This is a genomic window from Salipaludibacillus aurantiacus (assembly GCF_900111295.1).
Classification (GTDB): domain Bacteria; phylum Bacillota; class Bacilli; order Bacillales; family Salisediminibacteriaceae; genus Salipaludibacillus; species Salipaludibacillus aurantiacus.
Genome location: NZ_FOGT01000026.1, coordinates 1 through 18759 on the forward strand (window position 1 = coordinate 1; position 18759 = coordinate 18759).

Genomic DNA, 18759 nt, shown 5'->3' on the forward strand with positions numbered 1-18759 from the left:
GCCCCACGGAAAGCGTCCGCCGGTAGTGATGAGATCGTGAGATATCTTACTTTTCTTTTAAAAAAGGCTGTTGAGAATACTTTCTCAACAGCCTGAGGTGCTACCGGAGTAGCACCTACCTTTCTCTTCAGGCATCGCCGTTTCTGAACCCTCCTTCTGAATGGATGACCTGCCCGGTTACCCAGGCTGCTTCATCGCCAGCCAGAAATGAGGCCAGTTTGGCGGCGTCTTCCGGTTCCCCCAGCCGGCCGGATGGAAATCTGGGCAGCAAATCTTTTTTAATTTCTTCATTCATCCAGCCCGAATTAGTCGGACCTGGGTTAATTGCATTAATAGTAATGTGTTTTTCAGCCAGGGTTGATGCCAGCGTATAAGTTAACGTTTCTACGGCTGATTTCGTCAGAACATACGACAGTTCATCCGGCATCTGCCCCCGGTTCCAGCCCGTGGTCAGATTGATAATACGCCCATTCTTCCCTTCCTTTTTGGTAAAATAATCGACAAACGCCTGCGTTAACAAGGTGACCGCTCTCACATTCACTTTATAATGGCTGTCCAGCTTCCCTGCAGTAATCGTGCTGATCGAATCATTCACTGAATAACACGCGTTATTGACAAGTATGTCAGGGGATGAACCAAATGCTTTTGCGGCGAAATCGAGCAGCGTAACCGGAGCTGCCGGAGCCGTGAGGTCAAGCTCTATATTTTCACATCTTACATTATAAGATTCCAGCTCTCTTTTAAGTGAGGCAGGTTCACTGCTTTCAACTCCCCATGGCATGGACTGATCATAGTCCGTCCAGTAAGTGAACAGAATATCCGCCCCTTTCCTTGCAAACTCCCTGCAAATCGCTGCTCCAATCCCCTGGCTGCGGCTCACTCCTGTAACTAAAGCTGTTTTTCCTGTTAAAAATGCCAAAAGGCCTCACTCCATTCCGCTAATTTTCTGCTTGTTTGTATTCGCCATATAAGCGGAAAAGACCTTTAAAGTTATCTGCACAAAAAAAGACCGGCACATCTGCCGGCCTTGTTCATGTTTATGATAAAGCGTTTGTTAGAGGAGGTACGATCTGCTTTTTTCGTGAAACGACGCCTTCAAGTGTCGCTTGGCTGTCTTCAAGCTTTACGTCAAAAGCTTTTTCTACCGCTTCAGTCTGTTCACCTGCTGCTAAGGCGACAGAATCATTTGTCAGAATATCAGTCACCGCTAAAACAAACAGGCTTAGTTCTTTTTCCGACACAGCCTTTTCCATAGCCGATATGACATCATCTTTACGGTTAAGCACGTCATTTGAATCGACCACATTTACCTGGGCGATTTGAACTTTATGGTCTCCCATTGTAAATTCTTTCGCATCCATAGTCAGGAGCTGATCAACAGATTTACTGCTCATGTCTGCCCCAGCTTTAAGCATCTCAAGGCCGTATTCCTCAAGGTTAACACCTGCAATTTCAGCCAGGTCTTTAGCCGCAGCCACGTCTTCTGCCGTGCAAGTCGGCGATTTAAATAACAGGGAGTCTGAGATAATCGCAGATACCATCAGTCCTGCAATCTCTTTCCTAATTTCTACGTTGTTTTCTTTAAACAGCTTGTTTAAAATCGTCGCTGTACAGCCGACAGGCTCAGCACGGTAGTAGAGTGGACCTTCTGTTTCAAAATTAGCAATTCTGTGGTGGTCGATGACTTCAAGAACTTGCACCTGATCAATATCCTTGGCGCTCTGCTGGCGTTCATTATGATCTACTAGAATGACTTTGTTCACTTCATTTGCAACTGTGTCCACCTGACGGGGTGCATCCACTCCAAAGTGATCAAGAGCATACTGGGTCTCTGCCCCCACTTCGCCAAGCCGGACTGGTTCAACATCCATGCCCAGTTCTTTTTTTAAATCAGCATAAACAAGCGCTGAACAAATCGTATCGGTGTCCGGGTTCTGGTGCCCAAAAATTAAAACTTTTTCTTCACTCATGACATGCCACTCCTTTTCGTCTCTTCAATACGGTTTATTTTATCATGACGGAGGGTGAGATGTCATCGGCCTGAAAACTATTAGACGAAATATGTTACTTTTTGGAAGCGGAATAAGCTGTGGGCAGGTGGGTGTGGTAGCTGGGGGGTGTGCCTGCGCAGCCTCAGGCTTGCTCGTTGCAAGGGTGGGTGTTACGTAGGTGTTACGTAGGTAGCACCCACTTCTCTGTTACCCTCTTTCAGCTTCCTCTTACTCGCGTTTCCTTCGGTTTTCTTCCTGATACGTTTGTTGGTGCTCCTGTGCCGCTTCCCTGGCTTGCTCGTCGCATGAAGAGACTGCTACACCCGTTGCACCCACTTCTCTGTTACTCTCTTTCAGCTTCCTCTTTCTCCCGTTTCCTTCGGTTTTCTTCCTGATACGTTTGTTGGTGCTACACCCGTTGCACCAACCTCTCTGTTACCCTCTTCCAACTCCCTCTTACTCGCGTTTCCTTCGGTTTTCTTCCTGATACGTTTGTTGGTGCTACACCCGTTGCACCCACTTCTCTGTTACTCTCTTTCAGCTTCCTCTTTCTCCCGTTTCCTTCGGTTTTCTTCCTGATACGTTTGTTGGTGCTACACCCGTTGCACCAACCTCTCTGTTACCCTCTTCCAACTCCCTCTTACTCGCGTTTCCTTCGGTTTTCTTCCTGATACGTTTGTTGGTGCTACACCCGTTGCACCCACTTCTCTGTTACTCTCTTTCAGCTTCCTCTTTCTCCCGTTTCCTTCGGTTTTCTTCCTGATACGTTTGTTGGTGCTACACAGGTTGCACCTACTTCTCTGTTACCCTCTTCCGGCTTCCTCTTACTCGCGTTTTCGCCGGCTTTCTCCCTGATACGTTGGTGGGTGTTACGTAGGTGTTACTCCAGTAGCACCCACCTACCTGTTACTCTCTTCCAGCTCCCTCTTTCTCGTTTTTCCTCCATTTTTCTTCCTGATACGTTTGTTGGTGCTCCTGCGCCGCTTCCCTGGCTTGCTCGTCGCATGAAGAGACTGCTACACCAGTAGCACCCACTTCTCTGTTACCCTCTTCCGGCTTCCTCTTTCTCGCGTTTCCTCCGATTTTCTTCCTGATACGTTTGTTGGTGCTACACCGGTTGCACCTACCTCTCTGTTACTCTCTTTCAGCTCACTCTTCCTCGCGTTTCCTCCTGTTTTCTTCCTGATACGTGGGTAGGTGCTACGTAGGTGTTACTCCGGTAGCACCCACCTCTCTGTTACTCTCTTCCGGCTTCCTCTTTCTCCCGTTTCCTCCGGTTTTCTTCCTGATACGTTTGTTGGTGCTACTCCGGTTGCACCAACCTGCCACCTGCCTGTCCCCCTATAAACATAAAATTAACCCGTGCCTCAATGGCACGGGTTAATAGCTATCTATACACTGAAGTATCGTCCTTCGGGGTGGGCGAATACCATGGCGGAGACGCTTGCTTCAGGTTCCATCATGTATTCGTCAGTCAGTTGGACACCGATTTTTCCCGGATCAATTAGTCTGAACAGTTTCGCCTGGTCTTCCAGGTTCGGGCAGGCCGGGTAGCCGAAGGAGACGCGGACGCCCTGATAACGTGCGGAGAAACGCTCTTTCATTGTGAAATCAGGAGAATCAGGGAAGCCCCATTTATCGCGCATGAGCTGATGAACACGCTCAGCAAAGGCTTCGGCAACTTCCAGAGCTACCGCCTGAATCATATGGCTGTCGAGATAGTCTCCGGCTTCTTTGGATTCTTCCGCCATTTGCCGCACGCCTTTTCCGGCTGTCACAGTCAAAAATCCAACATGGTCCATTTCTCCGCTGTCCACGGATCGGAGAAAGTCTGCTAAGCAAAGGTACGGCTCTTTCGTTTGTCTTGGAAACTCAAAGCGCTCTAATATTTTGCTGTGGTCTTGTGGGTCATAGACTAACACGTCGTTCCCGTCGGACTGGGCAGGAAAAAACTGATACATGCCGTCCGCCTGGAGAAAGCCTTCTTTTTCTGCACGCACCAGAAGGTCATTCACCTTTTCTTTCAGCTGAATGGTTTTTTCATCCCCGCGTTCAAGGTTTCGCTGAATGTTACCTTGGATGCCCAGGTGCTGCCCGAGCAGCGTCTGCATGTTCACATACGGGTGCAAGTGGGAGAGCCTGTAATTTTTCAGGACGTGCTGCTTGTAATCCTCAGGTTTAAACAACGGGGCGTCTTTAGCCACCTTTGAACGCGGTGCCTCAAGAGTAGCTGTGGCAGCACCTGCTGCTCCACCGCGGCCGCTTCCGTTTGCTTCAGCTTCTCTGATTTGTTTCTGTCTTTCCTGATGCGCCACGATGAGCTGTTCGCGGTCGTCAGGGCGGGCGAGCTTATTCGCAAGTTCCAATCCTGTCATCGCATCTTTGGAGTACAGGACAAGCCCTTCATATTCCTTAGATATTTTGTTCTCGGTGAAACGGCGGGTTAAGGCGGCGCCCCCCACGAGGATCGGGATGTTAATACCCCGTTCCCGAAGATCGTTCGCTGTTAGAACCATCTGCTGGGTGGATTTTACGAGCAGGCCGGACAACCCGATGGCATCAGGATCTTCCCTTTCTACCGCTTCGATTAATTCGTTTGAAGTAACTTTAATACCGAGATTAACGATCTGGAAGCCGTTATTTTTTAAAATAATTTCTACGAGATTTTTGCCTATATCATGGACGTCGCCTTTAACCGTGGCGAGAAGGATTTTTCCTTTACCGCGGTCATCCTCCTTCTTTTCCATGTGGGGCTCGAGATGGGCGACCGCTGCTTTCATTGCTTCGGCGCTCTGGAGGACTTCGGCTACAATCAGTTCGTTGTTGTTAAACAGCTTACCGACTTCGTCCATACCGTCCATTAAAGGCCCGTTAATAATTTCCAATGGTGTATCATATTTTTCAAGGGCTTCATCAAGGTCTTTGAAGAGACCTTCTTTTGTCCCTTCGATAATATATTCTGCCAGGCGCTCCTCCAGAGTAAGAGTTGAAGCTTCAACTTTCTTCTTAGGCTTCTTCTCGCGGTAAAAAGCTGTAAAAGTAGCTAGTGTTTCATCTCCTGTACGAAATAACAGGTCATCTGCCAGCTGCTTCTCTTCCTCGGAAATAGAGCCGTAACGTTCAAGTTTTTCTGTATTAACGATTGCATAATCAAGACCTGCTTTTGTGCAATGGTACATATAAGCCGCATTAAGCACTTCCCGTCCCAAAGGCGGCAGGCCGAATGACACGTTGCTGACGCCAAGAACAGTGAGGCAGTCAGGCATATCTTCTTTAATCATACGAATGCCTTCTACTGTGGCTTCAGCAGAACCGATATATTGCTCGTCTCCCGTACCAACCGGGAATACGAGCGGGTCAAATATAATATCCTGCGCAGGAATGCCGTATTTGTTTACGAGTAACTCATAAGACCGGCGGGCTATATCAAGTTTCCTTTCAGCTGTGACACCCATTCCTTCTTCATCGATGGTGCCGACGATAACGGCAGCGCCGAACCGTCTGACGAGAGGCGCTACTTTTTCAAACCGTTCCTCTCCGTCTTCAAGGTTGATTGAATTTATAATTGCCTTCCCCTGCGAAAAAGTCAGGGCCCGCTCGATGACAACTTCGTCAGTTGAGTCAATCATTAATGGCACTTTTACTTTATTAATGACATGCTGCAAAAAGTTTTCCATATCAGTTAATTCATCACGGTCAGGATCAGCGACACACACATCGATCACGTGAGCACCTTTTTTCACCTGGGCACGGGCTATTTCGGATGCTTCCTCAAATTTTTCGTCGGCAATCAGCCGCTTAAATTTTCGTGAACCGATCACATTAGTCCGTTCACCTACGAGTAAAGGACGCATAGAGTCGTCGTATACAAGCGGCTCAATTCCCGAAACGGCATGCGGATGTCCACCTTGAGGCTGGCGGGCCTCGTACCCTTTTACGGCTTCAGACATGACGCGGATATGCTCTGGTGTTGTTCCGCAGCAGCCGCCGACAATATTCAGCCAGCCTTTTTTGGCGAACCCTTCCAGTTTAGCGGCTAACGACTGGGGAGATTCGTGATAATGCCCTTCTTCATCAGGCAGCCCGGCATTAGGGTAACAGTGAACGTAGGTCGTTGATAACTCAGATAAAGACCTGAGGTGATCCTGCATGAATTCAGGTCCGGTCGCGCAGTTCAACCCGACCACTGTCGGATTCATATGCTCAAGGGAAATATAAAAGGCCTCAATCGTCTGACCTGCAAGCGTGGTCCCCATCGGCTCAATTGTTCCGGAAACGATTAACGGCACGTGGATCTCCCGCTCCGTTGTCACTTGTTCAATGGCCACATAAGCTGCTTTGACATTCCGCATATCCTGGCTTGTTTCAAGAAGAAGAAGATCAACACCTCCGTCAAGCAGGCCTTCTACTTGTTCGCGGTAAGATTCTGTCAGCTCCTCAAACGTTGTTCCGCCTGTAACGGATAACGACTTTGTAGTAGGCCCCATCGCCCCGGCCACAAACCGTCTCTTACCTTCTTCTGAAAACTTCTGTGCTTCTGCGGCAGCAAGCTCCGCTGCTTTTTTGTTCAGTTCGTATGCCAAGTGCTGGAGGTCATAATCGGCCAGCACGATATTCGTTGCTCCGAATGTATTCGTCTCAATAATATCCGCCCCTGCTTCAAGGTATTCACGGTAAATCCGTGTAATCACATGAGGCGCGGTGACGTTTAAATATTCGTTGCAGCCTTCATACGCTTCACCGCCAAAGTCATCGGCTGTTAAATCAGCATTTTGAAGCATGGTGCCCATGGCTCCGTCCAGGACAAGGATGCGTTGTTTTAATTCTTGTTCAAAAAGGGACTTTTCCATGACTATCGTCCTTTCTATTGCTTACTTTCTATATATTTGTTCTGTCCGGTGCCTGGATCGTAACCGGCTGGTCTTTTTCTACAATGTGCCGGGTTAATTCGGCTGTTATTCCGTACCTTAAGAACGGTGTGATTAAATAGATGCTCGGGAAATACTCAAGAGCCGCATCTGTCAGTTCTTTAGCAAGAGCAATTCCTTCCCGCTGGCTTGCTTCCCTGTCACCCCCGTGCTTGGCCATACTGTCCCTGACACTTTGGGTTAACGATATTCCAGGTACTTCATGGTGCAGGAACTCGGCATTACGGCTGCTTACGAGAGGCATGATACCTACATAAACCGGCACAGGCAGGTGCTTTGTCGCTTCGTGTATTTCCTTAAACTGTTCGACACTGTAAACCGGCTGACTCATAAAGTAGTCTGCGCCAGCTTCAATTTTTTTCTCCAGACGTTTCACTTCTCTGTCAAGCCGTCTCGCATTCGCATTAAAAGCGGCGGCGACAGTAAATGACGTCTTAGCCCCTAGATCTTTACCTGAAAATGAGATGCCTTCATTCAGCTGTTTAATGAGGCGGATTAAATCAAGGGAGGCCATATCATAAACAGAAGACGCGCCTGGAAAATCCCCCACTTTTGCCGGGTCGCCTGTAATGGCAAGCACATCATGGATGCCAAGAGTATGCATGCCTAACAAGTGCGACTGCAAACCGATCATATTTCTGTCCCTGCAAGCGACATGAAGGAGCGGACGCGCATTCGTCTGCTGTTTCATAAGCGAGCCAAGTGACAGGTTATCAATTCTGGCTGAGGCCAGTGAATTATCTGCTAAGGTCACCGCATCAGCTCCGGCATCTTTTAAGGCCTGCGCCCCTTTCATAAATTCGGGCGCTTTGGATAAAGCTTTTGGCGGATCTAATTCAACAATCACCGACTTTCGGTTTTTTGAAAAATCAGGAAGCCGTTCCGGGGGTTCCGGAGCATTCACTACGACTGAAGGTGTTTCTTTTTCCTTCACAACTTTTTCTGTGACTGGTTTAAGACCTTTCTTATCTACTGCCTCACGAATCGCCTGCACGTGTTCCGGAGTGGTTCCGCAGCATCCGCCGATGAGCCGCACTCCTTCTCTTACTAACGACTCAGTCATATCTCCAAAGTAAGTAGGATTTGACTGGTAAAAGAAACGGCCGTCACGCACGTTTGGCAGACTGGCGTTCGGGAACACACACAGGGATGCTTCCTCAAGTAACGGCACTTCCTCAAGAGACCTGAGCATATGGTAAGGCCCCATCCGGCAGTTCAGCCCCGCCACGTCTGCCCCTGCTTCTTCAAGGCGCTTGAGCCCGTCAGTGAGTGCGATCCCTCCTTGCAGGACACCTATGTCGCCCAAGGTCACCTGTGCAACGACCGGTTTATCTGTCCGGCTCCGGATATACTTAACCAGTTGAATTAATTCCTCAATATCATAAAAAGTTTCCAGTAAAAATCCATCGATATCTGTTCGTAAAAGAACGTCGGTTTGTTCTTTTAAACTGGAGAATATCTCTTCCTGATGAAATTCTTTATGGTGGATGCTCCCGATCCCGCCGATTGTCGCAAATACATATGTGTGATCAGCTGCCGCATCTCTCGCGATTTCCACCGCTTTTATGTTGATTTGTTCCATTTGGCCTTCGAGCTGGTAACGGCTCAGTTTCAATGAATTTGCCGCGTACGTATTCGTCTGGATTATATCTGCTCCGGCTTCAATGTAGCGCGCGTGTACAGCACGGATTTTTTCCGGGTCGGTTAAATTTAATTCTTCAAAGCATCCGTCTGCGCCTTGCTGGTAAAGCAGGGTACCCATAGCTCCGTCGCCAATAAGAATGTCTCGTTTTAAGTCTTCTCTAAAGCCCATACAGGTACTCTCCTCTCTGCTGTTCTAGCTGTCTATTTTTTTAAACGCCTGTTTAAGGTCTTCAATTAAATCTGCTTCTCTTTCCAGTCCAACTGACAATCTCAGCAGACCGTCAGATATTCCTCTCTTCTCCCTTTCGTGCGGAGGCATAGCGGCATGCGACATCTTTGCCGGATAGGAAAGAATCGATTCCACAGCCCCTAGGCTCACTGCAAAAACAGGAATCTTAACGGCTTCTACCACTTTTTTCACCGCAGCACGATCGGCCAGTTCAAACGAGAGTACTGCCCCCGGTCCGTCTGCCTGGGACTTGTTTAAATCATAGCCTGAATGACTTTCGAGCCCCGGATAATACACTTTGTTTACTTCAGGCTGTTCAGTCAGCCAGAGAGCTATATTTTGCGCAGCTCTTGAAGACAGTTCCATTCTGGCATGCATCGTTTTTAACCCTCTCATAATGAGCCAGCAGTCATTAGGCCCAAGGATTGCTCCAAAGCTGTTTTGTAAAAATTTTATCTGCCCTGCCAGATCAGGGTCTTTCACCACAGCAAGACCGGCTACCACATCACTGTGCCCGCCGATAAATTTGGTGGCGCTGTGGACGACAATATCCACATCTAAATCAAGCGGCCGCTGAAGGACAGGGGTCATAAACGTATTATCAAGGACTGTTAAACAGCCATGTTCCTTTGCCAAAGCTACAATGTCCCGGATAGGCGTCACTTTCATTGTCGGGTTGGACGGCGTCTCTATATGAATCATTTTCGTATTCGGCTTAATCGCCCGTTTCACTTCTTCCACTTTTGTCATATCGACAAAGGTATGTTCAATACCATGACGTGTTAAAACTTCCGTAGTGAATCGGAAAGTGCCTCCATATACATCATCTGTGATTACTAAGTGATCTCCGGCTGACAGCATCATAAAAACGGTTGAAATAGCTGCCATCCCTGATGAAAAGGCAAAAGCATCTGTGCCGTTTTCCAGCTCCGCGAAAGTCTCTTCCAGTGCGTGCCTTGTCGGGTTCCCTGACCGCGCGTAATCATACTCGCCAAATTGATCAAGGTCTTCCTGATGGAACGTTGAGGCCGGCTGAATAGGAACACTGACGGCTCCTGATGCCGGGTCGGTTTTATGCTTATGGTGGATTAACCTGGTTTGTATGCTGTATTCATTACTGCTCATTCTTTTCCTCCATTCACGCCGCTCGCGTAATTTAATGCCTTATTTAAATCTTCAATTAAGTCATCTGCTGCTTCAATGCCTACTGAAAATCTGAGAAGTTTGTTACAGACACCCAGTTTGTTTCTAACCTCTTCCGGTACATCTGCATGCGTCTGGGTTGCCGGATAAGTCATTAAGCTTTCTACGCCTCCGAGACTTTCTGCAAAGGTGACGAGATTAAGATTTTGTAAAATTGGATTGACCCAGCTTTCATCTTTAACCCGGAAGGAAAGCATACCTCCCCTTCCCGGATAGATGACGTCCTCTACAGCCGGGTGGTCTTTCAGAAATCTGCTGACTTCCTGGGCGTTCTGTTCATGCTTCTCCATCCTGAGAGTCAGAGTTTTTAAACCTCTGATAACAAGCCATGAATCCAATGGCGATAAAATCGGTCCCATACTGTTAAAGTTATAGAAAATCCTTTCGGAAAGCTCTTCTCCTTTTGAAACGACAAGACCTGCGATTACATCGTTATGGCCGGATAAGTATTTTGAAGCACTGTGTATGACAATATCTGCTCCTTCGAGAATAGGCCTCTGCAGAAGAGGAGTATAAAAGGTGTTATCCACGATGAGCAAAAGACCATGCTCCTTAGCCAGATCGCTGAACGCTTTAATATCTGCTTCGTGCATAAGCGGGTTGGTTGGTGTTTCTATAAATAATGCTTTTGTATTTTCAGTGATATTATCTTTGAAAAATTGAATGTCTGCTGCGTCCCCGTATTTAAAAGACAGCCCCCAGCGTGTCCACCCTTCTTCAAACAGCCGGTATGTGCCGCCATATAAATCACTTGACGCCAGAATCTCATCGCCGCTCCGGAATAAGGAAAGCACCACCTGAACAGCTGACATGCCCGACGAACAGGCAAAGCCCCTGTCTCCCCCTTCAAGTTTGGCGATCGCTTCTTCCAGAAGCTCCCTGGTCGGATTGCCAGTGCGGGAATAATCATATCCTGTCGACTGGCCGATTCCCTCGTGGCGGTAAGCTGTAGAAAAGTAAATTGGCGCACTGACCGCTCCTGTCGCTGACTCACTTCTGTTGCCTATTTGAACGAGCACTGTTTCAAGCTCCTTGCGGTATTTACTCATGTGAAATGACCCCTTTCTGTCCTTGCACTACTGATTCTTTATTAATGAGATTAGAAAACTTGGTTTACTGTCATGCCAGGTCTTGCCGAAGAGTTAGGATTTATATACTTTAAGAGGATTAAACCCTCTTAAAGTACAAAAAACCTTCTTCTTAAAAAGTAAGAAGAAGGCTGACATTATAATTCCAATTAGTCTTCTTCTTATCTTTACAAGCATCTGCTTGCAGGAATTAGCACCTGACCCTAAACGTGCGGCTGGTTGCTGAGACTTCAACGGGCCTTTCCCTCCATCTCTCATGATAAGAACCTGTATAACTATTTTTTTGTAAATGATTGTTCCCCATTGTATCGGATGTCAAGGGAAGATGCAACAGCTTTTGTGAATTTTCTGTTAACTGGAAATATGTTACAGAAGGATTTTAATAGGATACGGGGAGGCGAAAGGGAACGCCCCTGCCCCATAAATACCTGAACCAATGTCTTATTGCAGCCTATACTTAAATGAGGGTGGGACAAAAGAATAGCAACCATAAAGAAATCCGAACAAAATTTTCGAATTTTGTTCGGATTTCTTATTTAGAAAAGTAGTCAATTTAGTCCGCCAGGCGGACGCTTACCCAGGGGCTTATCTCAATAGTTGTACATCATTCTCAATATTTTATCAGTTTACTTTATTACGGGTATATGGATTTCAAACTCCATCTCTTCGTCTAATACGCGGTCAGCGGGGTATAACTCAATTTTTATCGGCAGCTCATCATAGGAATCTACTTCTTCCGGTTTGAGAGCCGTCAATCCTCTTTCATGAATATTTTGCAGAACTTCTGTATAAGAGTCTCCGATATTTTTGCTCTTTTTATGTCTGAATATCAAGTAATCGGCTTCAGGCAAGTGGCACATTTCGAATCCGGAGGGGACCGGGGTTCCTTCTTTAACTTCCCATCCTGCGTAGTGTGTAAAGCCGCCTCTCCGGTCGTGGATCGACACACCGGCAAATTCGTGGTCGTTCACTTTATTTTCAATTTCGTCTTTCCTTCTGCTAACTTCTTTAATTACCTTTCGAATGTCCCCTCTAAAAGCTTTCTCAAATGTTCCTTCCCATTTTAAACCGACAATAAGTCTTTCTTTCATACCCCTTATTTTCATATATTTTCCCCTTTCACAAGTGATTGATGTTTTGGCCAAAAGTGTTTTCTCAACTTTTCAACCCAAAAAATAACGTACATTTTAATACAGTTTACCATGTTCGCTTCAAATTTCTAAATTTTCTATAATTTTTTTCGTCAAAAAGGTTTCTATTTTTAAAACTTGTGGTATTATCTAATTGTACAACAGTTAAACACCGCTTTAACATTACTTTTACAAAAATAATTAATTGGAAGTAATTGAGTGGTGTCTAACAAAATTAAAAAGGAGATGATTAAGTTGAAAAAATGGTTCAGTGTTGGTTTCGTGTTTATGCTCTTATTTGGTATTTTTGCAGGTACAGCTTTAGCTGACGGACATGAGGACAATGCAATGGTTCGAGTATTCCATGCTTCCCCTGACGCTCCTGAAGTGGATGTATATGTAAATGGCGAAGCGGCTGTAGAAGGAGCCGGTTTTAAAGATATTACCGGCTATCTGGAACTGCCGGCTGGTGATCATGACGTAGCTATCTTCCCTGCTGGTGAAGGCGGAGAAGGCGATCCTGTTATTGAGGAAACGCTGACTATTGAGGCTGGTCATTCCTATACAGTAGCAGCCACAAATCTGCTTGAATCTTTAACGTTGGAAGTTATTCATGATGACAATACAGTAGATGAGGGAATGACAAAAATCCGTGTGGGACATTTATCACCAGGTGCTCCAGCAGTTGATGTAGGCTTGGCAGGCGGCGATGCTTTATTTGAAGGAGCAGAGTTCTTTGCTGTAACAGACTATTTAGAATTAGATCCTGGTACTTATGACCTTGAGATCCGGGCTGCGGGCACTGAGGACGCAGTGTTAGACTTATCCGGAACTGAGCTTCAGGAAAATATGATTTACTCAGCATTTGCAGTTGGTGAAGATGCAGACAATCTTGAAGTGGTTGTAGTGGCAGATGAAGCTCATCACATGCCTTCTGAAATGCCGCAAACAGGTATGGGAGGAGCTTCCCAATCCAACAGTTTCCTTCCACTGATTTTAACTTTTGCAGCAGGCGGTGCGCTTTTCTTCGTCATTTTTCGCAGAAAAGCAGCTTTCCAGGCGTAACATAATGAAATTCCTTTCGGCGATCCTGCTGACTTTCATTCTTGCTTCCTGTGGCGGAATGAACGAAAGCAGTCCCGAGCCTGAACGGGACGACTTAACCCGTTCAGAGGAAGAAGCCGTGACTGTTTCGGCTTCAGAACATGGTAATACGATGACTTTTCCTGCGATTGAAAATAAAAAGAGGGCTCAAAAAGAGAAAGACGAGTCCTCTGAAGAAGAATCAAATATAGAGCCATCTCAGCCTGTGGAGCCTGTTTACAGTGCCTCCTCCCAAGGGATTACTCCAGAAACCATTGAAATTCCCGCTCTGGACGTCAAGGCAGACATTACTCAAGTTGGTTTAAAAGATGACGGGGCGATGGAGGTTCCTGAGGACGGCGACCTGGTTGGCTGGTTTAACAGGGGGGTCAAACCCGGAGGTGCAGGAAATTCAGTATTAGCAGGCCATGTAGATGACCGGACGGGTCCCGCTATTTTCTTCGACCTGAAGGATTTAGAGATTGGCGACGTCATCAAAGTGCGTGACGGTGACGGCACAGAACTTACTTTTGAAGTCAAAAGCCGTGAGATTTACCCTTACGATGATGCTCCTATTTCAAAAGTGTTCGGCCCTTCTTCTTCGAGAAATTTAAACCTTATCACTTGCACAGGGGAATTCGACCGTGATCAGGGAACACACCGCGAGCGGCTTGTCGTATTTACTGAATTAATCGAAGAAACGCAGACCTGAAAAAGGTCTGCGTTTTATATTTTAAGTCTCGTCTTCTACTTTTTTTCTGTGCTTATATATGCCAATCTTGTGGAAGATGGCGAATTCTTTCTGAGCCTGGCGCGCACGGCTGCTTTTTATCCCCATGCTGTCTATAAACTTTTTTATAAAACTTTTAGGAATGCCGTACTTATCAGATGCTTTGCCTACCGCATCTTTTTTCCGGGAATTATAAATAGTCATGCCATTTATGGCAAATAGGACGGCTGCAAATTCCTTTCTTGAAAGACGTGTGCCATTCTCTTTTAAGTAAGTCTTAAGTTTAGTAAAATTGGCCTCTCGCGCCTGCTCAATACTGTTACGGTCGGTACCCACGGAAAACCACCGCCTTTTTATCTATTATACCCCACTAAGAGGACGAAAGGTTGACAGAATGCTTAGATTTGTTACAATCTTAAGAAATTGAATGGATCTACTGGGGGTGCCCTGACAGCGGGCTGAGAAAAAGGAATGCCTTTTAACCCTGAGAACCTGATCTGGTTAAAACCAGCGTAGGGAAGTAGTCGGCGATTCAAACTGTTTTCCGTGACCAAAGTCGGGTTCTTTCATAGTATATGAGAGGGCTTGGCTTTTTATTTTGCTCTCCAAACCTGAATTAGAGGGAGTGTTCGCTTTGACAAGGACCAACAAATTAACTCTTATGGCCATGCTAATTACAATTGGCCTCGTGGGGGCAGCCTTTATCTGGTTTCCTGCAGGGGTGGCTCGTGCTTACCCGGTTCAGCATGCTGTCAATGTAATTGCAGCTGTGATACTTGGGCCGGGCCCTGCCGTTCTGGCCGCTTTTGCGATCGGCTTATTACGAAATTTGCTTGGAATTGGGACAATACTTGCTTTTCCGGGAGGGATGGCAGGAGCTTTACTTGCAGGACTGGCATACCGCTGGATCAGAAAGAAGCCGGCAGCGGCGGCGGGAGAAGTGATCGGAACAGCGGTTATTGGATCCCTTCTGGCCGTTCCATTAGCCCAGTTTTTTCTTGGCCAGGCAGCAGGTGTTTTCTTCTTTATCCCCGCTTTCTTCGTAAGCAGTGCTTCCGGGGCGTTACTGGCCTGGTTTATATTAAGCCGGATTCCGGAAAGCAAACTCCCCAAATAACGTGAATTTTTCACATAGGGGTCAGGCCCCTATGTGAAACTATTTAAAAACAATCGTGAAGCTCCTATTTAAATACGGAGGCTTCAAAGGTGATAATTTCATCAGCCCCCTCAGGGTATCGCCCATGTTCGTAATTACTTGAAATAATAATGTTCTGAAATCCCGCCTGCTCAAGGATCAGGCGAAATTCTTCCACCCCATACCACCTGAGCGGGAAGCGTTCCAATTCTGTCTGCATAAGTGTCCCGTTCCTCCATTTTTCGTATCTGCCATGAGAAACAGTATATTGGTGAATAAAATTTACTTCAGCCAGTTTATTTTCATGAGTAATGACGTCTCCGTTTGCACATTCCCACGTCTTGACAGATACCCGGCCAATATCAAAGTCTCCCGGCATAATTAAGTCGAGTATCAGTTTACCGCCATCCTTAAGGTGTTTTTTAAAATTTACTAAAGCCTGAAGTGATTTATCCCGTTCATAAAGAAGCAGGAAAGTTCCTGTAGGAACAATAATCGCTTCATATTTCTTATCTGAAGTAAAAGACGCCATTTCAGCTTCATAAAGCAACGGATTCAGATCCCGTTCTTCACAATGGCCTCTGCAGATTTTCAGCATATCCGAAGACACATCAAACCCTTCGATCTTAATGCCCGATTCCAGTAAAGGAATAAGGATTCTCCCAGTGCCAGCTGCCGGTTCCAGCACTGACCCTTTGACTTCCTCCAGTCTTTCTTTGTAAAACTCGATGTCCCCGAATGAATGGCCGACCGGCTTATCCATATCGTATACTTCAGCAGACAAACGGCTATAATAGCTAAGCATACACTCTCCCCCTTGTACTTTTTGTTAAAACAGAAATATTCGCCATTAATCATTCGACGTTCTCTCGTTTTCCCCTTTATTTTTCATAAGGCAATAAGCGGTAATGAAGACATTTCATTAAGTAAGACGCTCTTATCCCCTTCACCTCACGACACACAATTTTCATATATTATAAGCAAACAAATTACTATACCATACAGAGGTATGGTAAAATAAAACCGAATTAACCTTTGTTTTTCAAGATATAAATAAACATATATGCTAATACCCCTTTGAAAAAGGATAGGAGGGAACTTTGTTGGATAATAAAACCCAGGACTTCAGTGTGCGCGGAATGACGTGCGCTTCGTGTGTCGCACGAGTAGAAAAAATTATAAGCAGAAAAGACGGAGTCGATTCTGTGAGCGTAAATTTAGCTACTAATCAGGCTCAGGTCAGATACAACCCTGAAGAAATATCTGAAGATGACATTGTCAATGCCATCAGTAAAGCAGGGTATGAAGCTGCCCCTAAAGCTGATCCTGCTGTAAAAAAATATTTATTTTCTGTTAAGGGCATGACCTGTGCCTCTTGCGTCGGCCGTGTGGAGAAAGTGATCGGCAGACTTGACGGTGTAGAAAATGTATCAGTGAACCTTGCTTCAAACCAGGCGCAGGTGGAAACGAAAGATCCGGCCTTTGACCCTCAAAAGGTCATTGATAAAGTGACTAAAATCGGATATGAGACCGCTCTGCTCGAAGAAGAAATGCCCCGCTCTGATGAGGATGACCAGGAGCAGGAGGCAGCTAAATTGAAAAAGGATTTTACGTACGGGGCCATCGTTACGTCAATTGTTCTGATCGGAAGTATTCCGCACATGATGCCCGGGTGGGGTGCATGGGTGCCTGATTTTATGGCAAATCCCTACTTCCTGCTGCTGCTCACGACTTATGTGCAGCTTGTGCCGGGCTGGCGTTTTTACAGAAACAGTTATAAAATCTTAAAAAATAAATCAGCTGATATGAATGTCCTCGTCGCAATGGGAACGACCTCAGCTTGGGTATATAGTGGAGCGATGACTCTGTTCCCTGAGACGCTGACTAACATGGGCTTCCCTTATCAGCTTTACTACGATGTCACCACGGTTATTACGACTCTTATTCTTCTCGGACGCTACTTTGAAGCGAAAGCGAAGGGAAAAACGTCAAATGCCATTAAGAAACTGATGAACATGCAGGCAAAAACAGCCAGAGTGTCGAGAAACGGTGAAGAAGTTGATATCCCGATTGACCAGGTTGTCATCAATGATGAAATTATTGTAAGACCAGGAGAAAGAATTCCTGTAGACGGCGTCGTTATTAAAGGAAAATCGTCAGTCGATGAATCCATGCTAACAGGGGAATCTATTCCAATAGAAAAAACAGCTGACGATGAGGTAATTGGAGCAACAATTAATAAATCAGGAAGTTTCACTTTCCGGGCGACAAAAGTCGGAAAAGAAACCGCCCTCGCCCAGATCATCCGCCTCGTTAATGAAGCCCAGGGGTCTAAGGCTCCTATTCAGCGGATCGTTGATGTGATCTCTGCTTATTTCGTGCCAGCCGTCGTGCTGACTGCTACTTTATCCGCGATTGTATGGTACTTTATCGGCCCGGCACCGTCTACTATTTTTGCCCTGACGACATTTATCGCTGTCTTAATTATTGCCTGTCCGTGTGCCCTCGGCCTGGCTACTCCTACAGCCATTATGGTCGGTACTGAAAAAGGCGCCGAGAACGGTGTATTAATTAAAGATGCCACAAGTCTTGAGAAAGCACATAAAACGGATATTGTGGTGCTTGATAAAACAGGAACTATCACAGAGGGAAAACCTAAAGTAACGGATATAATAAAGGATGAAAAGATGTCTGAGAATGAGCTGCTGGCTTTGGCGGCTTCCGTTGAGACAGCTTCAGAGCATCCATTAGGTGATGCGATTGTCCAGGCAGCTAAAGAGAAAGAGCTGGAACTTGCTGAGCCGGACTATTTCAATTCCATTACCGGCCAGGGAATCGAAGCGACACTGGGGCAAAAAGAAGTTTATATCGGCAATGCGAAATTAATGAAAGAACGCAGCATCCAGCACAATGACATGTTAAATAAAGCAGACCAGCTGGCAAACGAAGGTAAAACTCCGATGTTCGTGGCTGTAGACGGGATTTGCATGGGAGTCATTGCTGTGGCTGACACTGTGAAAAAAGATTCTGTAAAAGCCATCCAGCAAATGAAAGACTTAGGACTTGAAGTGGTGATGATCACCGGGGACCACCACCGGACTGCCCAGGCAATTGCTAATGAAACAGGCGTGGACCGGTTCATTGCCGAAGTCCTGCCTGAAGATAAAGCGAAGGAAGTATCGGCACTCCAGGCGGAAGGAAAAATCGTTGCAATGGTCGGGGACGGGATCAATGACGCTCCTGCCCTGGCACAGTCTGATGTCGGAATTGCAATTGGGACAGGAACGGATGTGGCCATGGAAACGGCCAATATCACACTGATGCGCGGGGACCTTTTAAGTGCCGTCACGGCCCTCCGCCTTTCCAAATCAACGATGAGAATGATCTGGCAGAACCTCGGCTGGGCGTTCGGGTATAATATTGTTTTAATACCAGTTGCAGCCGGCATGCTGTATCCTTTCTTCGGCATTCTTCTTAACCCTATGCTTGCTGGAGCGGCAATGGCCTTCAGTTCTGTTTCTGTAGTACTGAATACACTGAGGCTGCGTTCGTTTAAGACGCTTTAATTTCACACCTCCTTAGGCTGTTTAGCTTGTTT

14 protein-coding genes and 2 riboswitches are annotated in these 18759 nt (G+C 46.3%); of the genes, 4 read left to right on the plus strand and 10 right to left on the minus strand.

Translation table 11 applies throughout. The features are described from left to right. Positions 1–127: 127 nt before the first annotated feature. From BMW59_RS20145 to BMW59_RS20175, 8 genes are all read right to left on the minus strand, one after another. On the minus strand, positions 128–919 hold the full coding sequence (locus tag BMW59_RS20145; RefSeq protein ID WP_093055943.1) for an SDR family oxidoreductase: 792 nt from the start codon (positions 917–919) through the stop codon (positions 128–130). Positions 920–1037: 118 nt separating this feature from the next. Then, positions 1038–1970 (minus strand): manganese-dependent inorganic pyrophosphatase, encoded by a 933-nt coding sequence (locus BMW59_RS20150; RefSeq protein WP_093055945.1) that lies wholly within the window; start codon positions 1968–1970, stop codon positions 1038–1040. 927 nt (positions 1971–2897) lie between these two features. Next, complete coding sequence (locus tag BMW59_RS22325; RefSeq protein WP_281244288.1) at positions 2898–3026, minus strand: hypothetical protein; 129 nt, start codon at positions 3024–3026, stop codon at positions 2898–2900. 356 nt (positions 3027–3382) lie between these two features. Further along, positions 3383–6841 carry a methionine synthase gene (gene metH, locus BMW59_RS20155; RefSeq protein ID WP_093055947.1) on the minus strand — a complete coding sequence of 1153 codons (3459 nt, stop codon included), beginning with the start codon at positions 6839–6841 and terminating at the stop codon, positions 3383–3385. Between the two features lie 28 nt (positions 6842–6869). Next, positions 6870–8732, minus strand: coding sequence for a bifunctional homocysteine S-methyltransferase/methylenetetrahydrofolate reductase (locus BMW59_RS20160; protein WP_093055949.1), 1863 nt, complete (start codon positions 8730–8732; stop codon positions 6870–6872). Between the two features lie 24 nt (positions 8733–8756). Then, positions 8757–9917 (minus strand): cystathionine beta-lyase, encoded by a 1161-nt coding sequence (gene metC, locus BMW59_RS20165; protein WP_093055951.1) that lies wholly within the window; start codon positions 9915–9917, stop codon positions 8757–8759. Further along, on the minus strand, positions 9914–11044 hold the full coding sequence (locus tag BMW59_RS20170; RefSeq protein WP_093055953.1) for a methionine biosynthesis PLP-dependent protein: 1131 nt from the start codon (positions 11042–11044) through the stop codon (positions 9914–9916). Before BMW59_RS20170 ends, metC begins: the two co-directional genes overlap by 4 nt. Positions 11045–11241: 197 nt before the next feature. Then, positions 11242–11349: riboswitch (SAM riboswitch) on the minus strand. 360 nt (positions 11350–11709) lie between these two features. Continuing rightward, the gene (locus tag BMW59_RS20175; RefSeq protein WP_093055955.1) at positions 11710–12189 is read right to left on the minus strand and encodes a GyrI-like domain-containing protein; all 480 of its coding nucleotides are present in this window, start codon (positions 12187–12189) and stop codon (positions 11710–11712) included. Positions 12190–12459: 270 nt separating this feature from the next. On the opposite strand from BMW59_RS20175, the gene BMW59_RS20180 reads away from it, so the two are divergent. Both BMW59_RS20180 and BMW59_RS20185 read left to right on the plus strand, forming a co-directional pair. Further along, on the plus strand, positions 12460–13278 hold the full coding sequence (locus BMW59_RS20180) for a DUF4397 domain-containing protein (RefSeq protein ID WP_425441287.1): 819 nt from the start codon (positions 12460–12462) through the stop codon (positions 13276–13278). Positions 13279–13282: 4 nt separating this feature from the next. Beyond that, positions 13283–14008, plus strand: coding sequence for a class F sortase (locus BMW59_RS20185; RefSeq protein WP_093055957.1), 726 nt, complete (start codon positions 13283–13285; stop codon positions 14006–14008). Positions 14009–14029: 21 nt separating this feature from the next. Here the strand turns inward: BMW59_RS20185 and BMW59_RS20190 are convergent, their stop codons facing one another. Continuing rightward, the gene (locus BMW59_RS20190; protein ID WP_093055959.1) at positions 14030–14362 is read right to left on the minus strand and encodes a hypothetical protein; all 333 of its coding nucleotides are present in this window, start codon (positions 14360–14362) and stop codon (positions 14030–14032) included. Positions 14363–14454: 92 nt separating this feature from the next. Then, positions 14455–14562, plus strand: a riboswitch (TPP riboswitch). A gap of 98 nt (positions 14563–14660) precedes the next feature. Between BMW59_RS20190 and thiW the strand changes: the two genes are divergently transcribed. Beyond that, positions 14661–15143, plus strand: coding sequence for an energy coupling factor transporter S component ThiW (gene thiW / locus BMW59_RS20195; RefSeq protein ID WP_093055961.1), 483 nt, complete (start codon positions 14661–14663; stop codon positions 15141–15143). Between the two features lie 64 nt (positions 15144–15207). On the opposite strand, the gene BMW59_RS20200 is transcribed toward thiW, so the two are convergent. Next, positions 15208–15966 carry a methyltransferase domain-containing protein gene (locus tag BMW59_RS20200; protein WP_093055963.1) on the minus strand — a complete coding sequence of 253 codons (759 nt, stop codon included), beginning with the start codon at positions 15964–15966 and terminating at the stop codon, positions 15208–15210. 298 nt (positions 15967–16264) lie between these two features. On the opposite strand from BMW59_RS20200, the gene BMW59_RS20205 reads away from it, so the two are divergent. After that, positions 16265–18727, plus strand: coding sequence for a heavy metal translocating P-type ATPase (locus BMW59_RS20205; protein ID WP_093055965.1), 2463 nt, complete (start codon positions 16265–16267; stop codon positions 18725–18727). Positions 18728–18759: the final 32 nt, after the last annotated feature.

What these genes read in the sequence shown, in the direction of transcription:
- BMW59_RS20150 (WP_093055945.1), bottom strand. Translation starts at nt 1,970, where the DNA reads ATGAGTGAAGAAAAAGTTTTAATTTTTGGGCACCAGAACCCGGACACC.
- metH (WP_093055947.1), bottom strand. Translation starts at nt 6,841, where the DNA reads ATGGAAAAGTCCCTTTTTGAACAAGAATTAAAACAACGCATCCTTGTC.
- BMW59_RS20160 (WP_093055949.1), bottom strand. Translation starts at nt 8,732, where the DNA reads ATGGGCTTTAGAGAAGACTTAAAACGAGACATTCTTATTGGCGACGGA.
- metC (WP_093055951.1), bottom strand. Translation starts at nt 9,917, where the DNA reads ATGAGCAGTAATGAATACAGCATACAAACCAGGTTAATCCACCATAAG.
- BMW59_RS20170 (WP_093055953.1), bottom strand. Translation starts at nt 11,044, where the DNA reads ATGAGTAAATACCGCAAGGAGCTTGAAACAGTGCTCGTTCAAATAGGC.
- BMW59_RS20175 (WP_093055955.1), bottom strand. Translation starts at nt 12,189, where the DNA reads ATGAAAATAAGGGGTATGAAAGAAAGACTTATTGTCGGTTTAAAATGG.
- BMW59_RS20180 (WP_425441287.1), top strand. Translation starts at nt 12,460, where the DNA reads ATGATTAAGTTGAAAAAATGGTTCAGTGTTGGTTTCGTGTTTATGCTC.
- BMW59_RS20185 (WP_093055957.1), top strand. Translation starts at nt 13,283, where the DNA reads ATGAAATTCCTTTCGGCGATCCTGCTGACTTTCATTCTTGCTTCCTGT.
- BMW59_RS20200 (WP_093055963.1), bottom strand. Translation starts at nt 15,966, where the DNA reads ATGCTTAGCTATTATAGCCGTTTGTCTGCTGAAGTATACGATATGGAT.